The organism is Streptomyces anatolicus (assembly GCF_019400875.1).
GTDB lineage: Bacteria > Actinomycetota > Actinomycetes > Streptomycetales > Streptomycetaceae > Streptomyces > Streptomyces anatolicus.
On sequence record NZ_WMBF01000329.1, the window covers coordinates 1 to 7062 of the forward strand.

Here is a 7062-nt window from a genome sequence, read left to right on the forward strand (position 1 = left end):
CCCCCACCCCCCTGACACCCGCCACGCGCGCGTGGCCGTGCTGGCTCATCGCGTACGCCCTGCTCGGCGACGGAGTGCTGCGGAGCGCCGTCGCGGGCGGCCCCGACGGCCCCGGCGACCTCTGGGAGCCCGCCGTCGCCGCCGCCCTCGGCCTCGCCCTCGCCGTCGCCCCCGCGACCTGGTGCGCCCGGCTCTTCGCCGTACGGGCAAAGGGGCGGCTCGGGGCCAGCCGAGGACTCGATGAATTCGCCGCCTCCGTAAGGCCGCTGCTGCTCGGCGTCCTCGCGCTCTTCCTCACCGCCCTCGGGGCGTCACTCGCGACGGCGCAGGCGGTGACGGACGCCGTGACGGACGCGCTGTCCGGCAGCCCCGGCAGCCCCGGCAGCCCCACGCCACTCGCCGGGGCCGGCGCTCTGGGCGCCCTGCTGCTGCTCGCCCGGCTCCTCGGCGTGTACGGCTTCAGCCGCGCCCCCGCCCTGCTCCTCGGCGCCGCCGGGACCTGCGAAGTGGCGGCGCTCGCCCTGGTGTTCGCGGGGCGCCTGCCGGGCTGTGACGCGCTGGCGGCACCCGTCACGGCGGCCGTCGACACCTGGGGCCCCGGCATCGTCCCCGCCACCGCGTGCGGGGCCGCCGCCCTCGCCCTCCTGATCCACGCGGCCAGGACCCTGACCCTGGCCTCGGCCCACGCCGGCCCCGTCGCCGCGACGTAAGCCGCTTCCCACAGACCGACACGACCACTCTCCCGCGGGGCCGACACCGCGGGCCTGACCCCGTGACCCACGGCAACACCTCGAAGGAGAACACCAGATGACCACCCGCAGCCGTCTCCGCCTCCGAGCGGCCACCCCGGGAGGCGCCCGATGAGGGTGCTGCTGATCGGAGCCAACGGATACCTCGGCCGGTTCGTCGCAGACCGGCTGCTCGCCGACCCCGCGGTGCAGCTCACCGCCCTCGGCCGCGGCGACGACTCGGACGTACGGTTCGACCTCGCCAGCGGCAGCCCGGGCGCGCTCACGCGCTTCCTGGACGCCGTTCACCCGGGCGTCGTCATCAACTGTGCCGGCGCCACCCGCGGCGGAGCCCGCGAGCTGACCCGGCACAACACCGTCGCCGTCGCCACCATCTGCGAGGCCCTGCGCCGCAGCGGCTGCGGGGCGCGGCTCGTGCAGCTCGGCTGCGGCGCCGAGTACGGACCGAGCCAGCCGGGCTCCTCCACCGCGGAGGACGCCGTGCCGAGGCCCGGCGGGCCCTACGGCGTCAGCAAGCTCGCCGCGACCGAACTCGTGCTCGGCTCCGGCCTCGACGCTGTCGTCCTGCGGGTCTTCTCGCCCGCCGGGCCCGGCACGCCCGCCGGGTCACCGCTCGGGCGGCTCGCCGAGGCCATGCGGCGCGCGATGCAGGCGGGCGACGGCGAGCTGAAGCTCGGCGGCCTCGGTGTGCAGCGGGACTTCGTCGACGTACGCGATGTGGCGCGGGCCGTGCACGCGGCCTCGCTCTCCGCCGCCCAGGGCATCGTGAACATCGGCGCGGGCCGTGCCGTGCGGCTGCGCGACGCGGCCGCCGTGCTCGCCCGCGTCGCCGGATACGGCGGCGCCCTGCACGAACTCGACCAGGTCCCCGTACGGGCCGCCATCGGCCACCCCCGCGGTGAAGCGGAGCACGCCCCGACCGCGTACCCCTACCCGGACGGCTGCGGCAGCTGGCAGCAGGCCGATGTGCGCACCGCACGCGACCGGCTCGGCTGGCGGCCCCGCATCAACCTCGAAGAGTCACTCGCCGACATCTGGATGGAGGCCGCGTGCCGCATCTGACCAGAACCACAAAGGGCGCTGCCGACACCGGCGTACGCACCGGATTCGGCATCCCCGGCTTCGCCCACCCGCTCGTCGCCCCCGTCGAATGGGGCGAACTCACCCGGCCGGGCACCCCTTTGAAGTGGGTTGTCCTGAATGTCGCGAACGGGCCGGGCGATCGGCCCGACCCGCACTGCCTGGAAGCGGCGGGACGCCTGCGGAACGCGGGCGTCCGCGTGCTCGGCCACCTCGACGCGCGCTACGGCGCACGCCCTTTCGGGGAACTCGTCTCCGACGCGCACCGCTTCCTCGACTGGTACCAGGTCGACGGCTTCTCGCTGGACCGCTGTCCCACGGAGCGGACCGCCCTCCCGGAGGTGCACAGGACCGTCACCACGCTGCGCGCCCTCGTCGACCACGCGCACATCGTGCTCGGCCACGGGACGCATCCGTACCCCGGATATGCCGAAACGGGCGACCAGTTGGTGACCTTCTCGGGCTCCTGGAGCGATTACCGCTGGTCACAGGTGGCGGAGTGGACGGCCGACTATCCGCCCGACCGCTTCTGCCACTTCGTGCACGGCATGCCGCGCGGGCACCTGGAGGAGGCGTTGCGCATCGCCCGCTGGCAGGGCGCCTCGACGATCTACTTCACCGACCGGGTGGACGGGGCGGGCGCGGGGGACCCCTGGGAGTGCCTGCCCGGTTACTGGGACGAAATCGTCTCGCGTATCGGAACGGGTGTCTCGGAATGAAGAGGGGCGTGGCAGTGTTACGGAGAGAACAACCGTTCCGAAATAACGACCAACGGAGTCCCCGTGTCGCTGCCACCCCTGGTCGAGCCCGCCTCTGAGCTCACCGTCGACGAGGTCCGCAGGTACTCCCGCCACCTGATCATCCCGGATGTCGGGATGGACGGGCAGAAGCGGCTGAAGAACGCCAAGGTGCTGTGTGTCGGCGCCGGTGGCCTCGGGTCCCCGGCGCTGATGTACCTGGCCGCGGCCGGTGTCGGCACGCTCGGCATCGTCGAGTTCGACGAGGTCGACGAGTCCAACCTCCAGCGGCAGATCATCCACAGCCAGGCGGACATCGGCCGCTCGAAGGCGCAGTCCGCGAAGGACTCGGTCCTCGGCATCAACCCGTACGTGAACGTGATCCTCCACGAAGAGCGGCTCGAGGCCGACAACGTGATGGAGATCTTCGGTCAGTACGACCTGATCGTCGACGGCACGGACAACTTCGCGACGCGCTACCTGGTCAACGACGCGTGCGTGCTCCTCAACAAGCCGTACGTGTGGGGCTCCATCTACCGCTTCGACGGCCAGGCGTCGGTCTTCTGGTCCGAGCACGGCCCCTGCTACCGCTGCCTCTACCCCGAGCCGCCGCCGCCCGGCATGGTCCCCTCCTGCGCCGAGGGCGGCGTGCTCGGCGTGCTGTGCGCGTCGATCGGCTCCATCCAGGTCACCGAGGCGATCAAGGTCCTCACGGGCACGGGTGAGCCGCTGGTCGGCCGCCTGATGATCTACGACGCCCTGGAGATGCAGTACCGCCAGGTCAAGGTCCGCAAGGACCCCGACTGCGCGGTCTGCGGCGAGAACCCCACCGTCACCGAACTCATCGACTACGAGGCCTTCTGCGGCGTCGTCTCCGAGGAGGCCCAGGAGGCGGCGGCCGGCTCGACGATCACTCCCAAGCAGCTCAAGGAGTGGATCGACGAGGGCGAGAACATCGAGATCATCGACGTCCGCGAGATCAACGAGTACGAGATCGTCTCGATCCCCGGCGCCAAGCTGATCCCCAAGAACGAGTTCCTCATGGGCACCGCCCTGGAGAGCCTGCCGCAGGACAAGAAGATCGTCCTGCACTGCAAGACGGGTGTCCGCAGTGCGGAAGTCCTCGCCGTCCTGAAGTCGGCGGGTTTCTCGGACGCGGTGCACGTGGGCGGCGGCGTGATCGGCTGGGTCCACCAGATCGAGCCCGAGAAGCCGGTCTACTAGGTCCATCAGGCGAAAGGCCCCGCACCATCCGGTGCGGGGCCTTCGTCATGTGCGGTCAGGACTCGCAGACCTTGCCGTCCTTCGGGGCCTTGCCGTTCAGCAGGTAGTCGTCGACCGTGTCGTCCACGCAGTCGCTGCCGTTGCCGTACGCGCCATGGCCCTCGCCCTTCCAGGTCATGTGGACGCCCACGCCCTTGCCCAGCTCGTCCGCCATCTTGCGGGCGCCCTCGTAGGGGGTCGCCGGGTCGCCGGTGTTGCCGATGACCAGGATCGGGGCCGCGCCCGGGGCGCTCACCTCGGGGGAGTCGTGCAGACCGGCCACCGGCCACTCGTGGCACCAGCCCGCCGTGTCCCAGGCCAGGAACTTCCCGAAGACCGGCGAGATCTCGCGGAACCGGTCCAGCCGCTTCTTGGCCTCCTCCGGAGTGGACCGCGCCTTGGCGTCCAGGCAGGAGATCGCCCGCTGCGCGTGGCTCTGCGTGCTGTACCGGCCGGAGGGGTCGCGTTCGTTGTACGCGTCGGCGAGCTGGAGCAGGGTCGAGCCGTCGCCCTTCTCGGCGTCCTGGAGGCCACGGGTGAGCATGGGCCAGGTCTGCTTGCTGTACAGCGTGACCAGGATGCCGGTGCTCGCCAGGGACTCGGTCAGCTTCCGGTCGCCCGACGTGCGCATCGGTTCGTCGTCGAGCCGGTCGAAGAGCTTCGCTATCTTCGCGGCGCCCGCCTTGGGGTCCTGGCCGCGGGACTTGAAGTAGTTCTCGAGGGCGCGCTGGAAGCCCCGCGCCTGGTTCTCCGCGTGGCCGACCGCGTCCGCGCTGGGGTCGACGACCGCGTCCATGGCGAGGCGGCCGACGCGCTTGGGGAACAGGTGCGCGTACGTACCACCCAGCTCGGTGCCGTACGAGATGCCCATGTAGTGCAGCTTGTCGTCGCCGAGGACCTGGCGCATGAGGTCCATGTCACGGGCGGCCTCGACGGTCGACACATGGCCGATGAGCTTCTTCGCGCCGCGCGCGCAGCCCGCCCCGAACTCCGCCGCGTCCTGGAAGTACGCCTTCTCCTCGGCCGGGGTGTCCGGCGTGAGGTCGACCTTCTCCTCGGCGGCCTGGGTCGCCTTGTCGTCACGGCAGCGCAGGCCCTCGCTGGCGCCGACGCCGCGCGGGTCGAAGCTCACCAGGTCGTACCGCTCGCGCAGCGAGCCGTACATGTCGGCGAAGGACGGCAGCCCGGAGACGCCCGAACCGCCGGGGCCGCCGAAGTTGAAGACGAGGGAGCCGATGCGGTCGCCCTTGCCGGTGGACTTGCCGCGGATCAGGGCGATGCCGATCGTCTCGCCGTCCGGCTTCGCGTAGTCCAAGGGGACCTTGAGCGTGGCGCACTGCCAGCCGGAGCCCGGCGCGGAGCCGCCTTTGGGAGCCTCGCAGCGGTCCCAGTCGAGCTTCTGGGCGGCGAGGCCCTTGCCGGCGCCCTTCTCGTCCTGCTTCCCCCGGCTCTTGCCGTCGTCGGAGGAACCGTCGCAGCCGACGGCGAGCCCCGCCACCAGAATTCCCGCGGCGGCCAGTGCCGCGGACCGTACATAACGCTGCATGAAGGCGCTTCCCCCCTTGGAAGACAGTCAAGCCATAGTAGGCGGGACCACTGACAGTGACCGGGGTGGGCCGTTCGAGGGATCAGGAGCAGACGGTTCCGGTCTTCGGGACGTCGCCGTCGAGGAGATAGCCGTCCACCGCGTCGCGCACGCACGTGTTCTTGCTGTCGTACGCCCCATGGCCCTCGCCCTTGTACGTCACCTCGACGCCGACGCCCTTGCCGAGGGCCTGCGCCATCTTGCGGGCGCCCTCGTAGGGGGTGGCCGGGTCGCCGGTGTTGCCGATGACGACGATGGGCGGCGCGCCCGCGGCGCCGACGTCCGGGTGGTCGGCCTGGCCCGCGACGGCCCAGTCGGTGCAGCCGACCATGCCCCAGGCCAGGTAGTCGCCGAACAGCGGCGACGCCTTGCGGAAGGCGGGCAGCTTCTCCTCGACGTACCGCGTGGAGTAGCGCGCCTTGTCGTCGGCGCAGTTGATGGCGACGTTGGCGGCCTGGATGTTGCTGTACTCGCCGTCCTCGTCGCGTCCGTTCATCGAGTCCGAGAGCGCCATCAGGATCCTGCCGTCACCGTCGTACGCCTCTTCGAGACCTTGGGTGAGGTATGGCCAGAAGTCCTTTGAGTACAGGGCTTGCAGGATGCCGTTGGTGGCCGCGGTCTGGGTCAGGTCGCGGGGCGGGAGGCCCGGGACCGGCTTGCTGTCCAGGTCTTCGAGGAACGTCGCGATCCTGTCCTTGACGTCCTTCTCGGTGTCGCCGAGCGGGCAGTCCTCGACCTTGGAGGTGCAGTCCTTCGCGAAGTTGTCGAGCGCGAGCTGGAACCCCTTGGCCTGGCCGAGCGAGCCCTCCCCCAGGGTCTCGGTGGGGTCGACGACCGCGTCGAAGACGGCCCTGCCCACCTTCTCGGGGAACAAGTGTGCGTAGACGCCGCCGAGTTCGGTGCCGTACGAGATGCCGAAGTAGTGCAGCTTGTCGTCGCCGAGGACCTGGCGCATCAGATCCATGTCGCGGGCCGCGTCGGTGGTGCGGACGTGGGGGAGCGTCTTGCCGGAGTTCTTGTCGCAGGCGCTGTTGAACGCCTTGACGTTCTCGACCAGCTTCTTCTTCTCGGCTTCGTCGTCGGGGGTGGAGTCCTGCTGGAAGTACTCGTCGAGCTGTTCGTCGTCCTCGCATTCGATTCCCGCGCTGCGGCCGACTCCGCGCGGGTCGAAGCTCACCAGGTCGTAGCGGGAGCGCAGCTTGGCGTAGTCCGAACCGAAGGCGGGCAGCGTGGTGACGCCCGAGCCGCCGGGGCCGCCGAAGTTGAAGACGAGGGAGCCGATGCGGTCGTCCTTGTCGCCGCTCGCGGCGGCCTTGATCAGCGCGATGCCGATCGTGTCGCCCTTCGGCTCCGCCCAGTCGAGAGGGGCCTTCATGGTGGCGCACTGCCACTCGGCGCCGCCGGGCAGCGGCGAGGGCGCCTCGCCCCCGCCCTCGGAGTCGGCGGGAGCGGGGCAGTCCTTCCAGTTCAGCTTCTGGGCCGACAGGTCCTCGTCCTTGGAGTCGCCGTCGCCGCCGCACGCCGCGAGCGTGGCGGACAGGAGCAGGGTGGCGGCGGCCAGGGCACGGGCGCGTGGCTGGGACTGTGAGGGCATGTGCCCATCCTGCGGGGGGTCCTGACGGGGCGCTCGGGGCGCGGGCCGTGTGGG

At 71.1% G+C, this 7062-nt stretch carries 5 protein-coding genes and 1 pseudogene; 4 read left to right on the forward strand and 2 right to left on the reverse strand.

The window, feature by feature from the left end; genetic code table 11:
- From GKQ77_RS23825 to moeZ, 4 genes and pseudogenes are all read left to right on the forward strand, one after another.
- A pseudogene (locus GKQ77_RS23825) lies at nucleotides 1-710 on the forward strand (hypothetical protein); the annotation flags it as partial.
- Between the two features lie 150 nt (nucleotides 711-860).
- A complete protein-coding gene (locus GKQ77_RS23830; RefSeq protein WP_219690978.1) occupies nucleotides 861-1811 on the forward strand; it encodes an NAD-dependent epimerase/dehydratase family protein in 951 nt (316 codons plus the stop codon).
- The gene (locus GKQ77_RS23835) at nucleotides 1799-2548 is read left to right on the forward strand and encodes a spherulation-specific family 4 protein (protein WP_219690979.1); all 750 of its coding nucleotides are present in this window, start codon (nucleotides 1799-1801) and stop codon (nucleotides 2546-2548) included. The genes GKQ77_RS23830 and GKQ77_RS23835 overlap by 13 nt, the downstream gene beginning before the upstream one ends.
- Before the next feature lie 63 nt (nucleotides 2549-2611).
- Nucleotides 2612-3790, forward strand: coding sequence for an adenylyltransferase/sulfurtransferase MoeZ (moeZ, locus tag GKQ77_RS23840; RefSeq protein WP_219690980.1), 1179 nt, complete (start codon nucleotides 2612-2614; stop codon nucleotides 3788-3790).
- A 55-nt stretch (nucleotides 3791-3845) separates the two neighbouring features.
- Here moeZ and GKQ77_RS23845 read toward each other — a convergent pair whose 3' ends face one another.
- Together GKQ77_RS23845 and GKQ77_RS23850 are read right to left on the reverse strand one after the other, a co-directional pair.
- The gene (locus tag GKQ77_RS23845) at nucleotides 3846-5375 is read right to left on the reverse strand and encodes an alpha/beta hydrolase (protein ID WP_219690981.1); all 1530 of its coding nucleotides are present in this window, start codon (nucleotides 5373-5375) and stop codon (nucleotides 3846-3848) included.
- Nucleotides 5376-5457: 82 nt separating this feature from the next.
- Entirely contained in the window at nucleotides 5458-7008 is a 1551-nt protein-coding gene (locus tag GKQ77_RS23850) for an alpha/beta hydrolase (protein WP_219690982.1), read from the reverse strand.
- Nucleotides 7009-7062 lie beyond the last annotated feature (54 nt).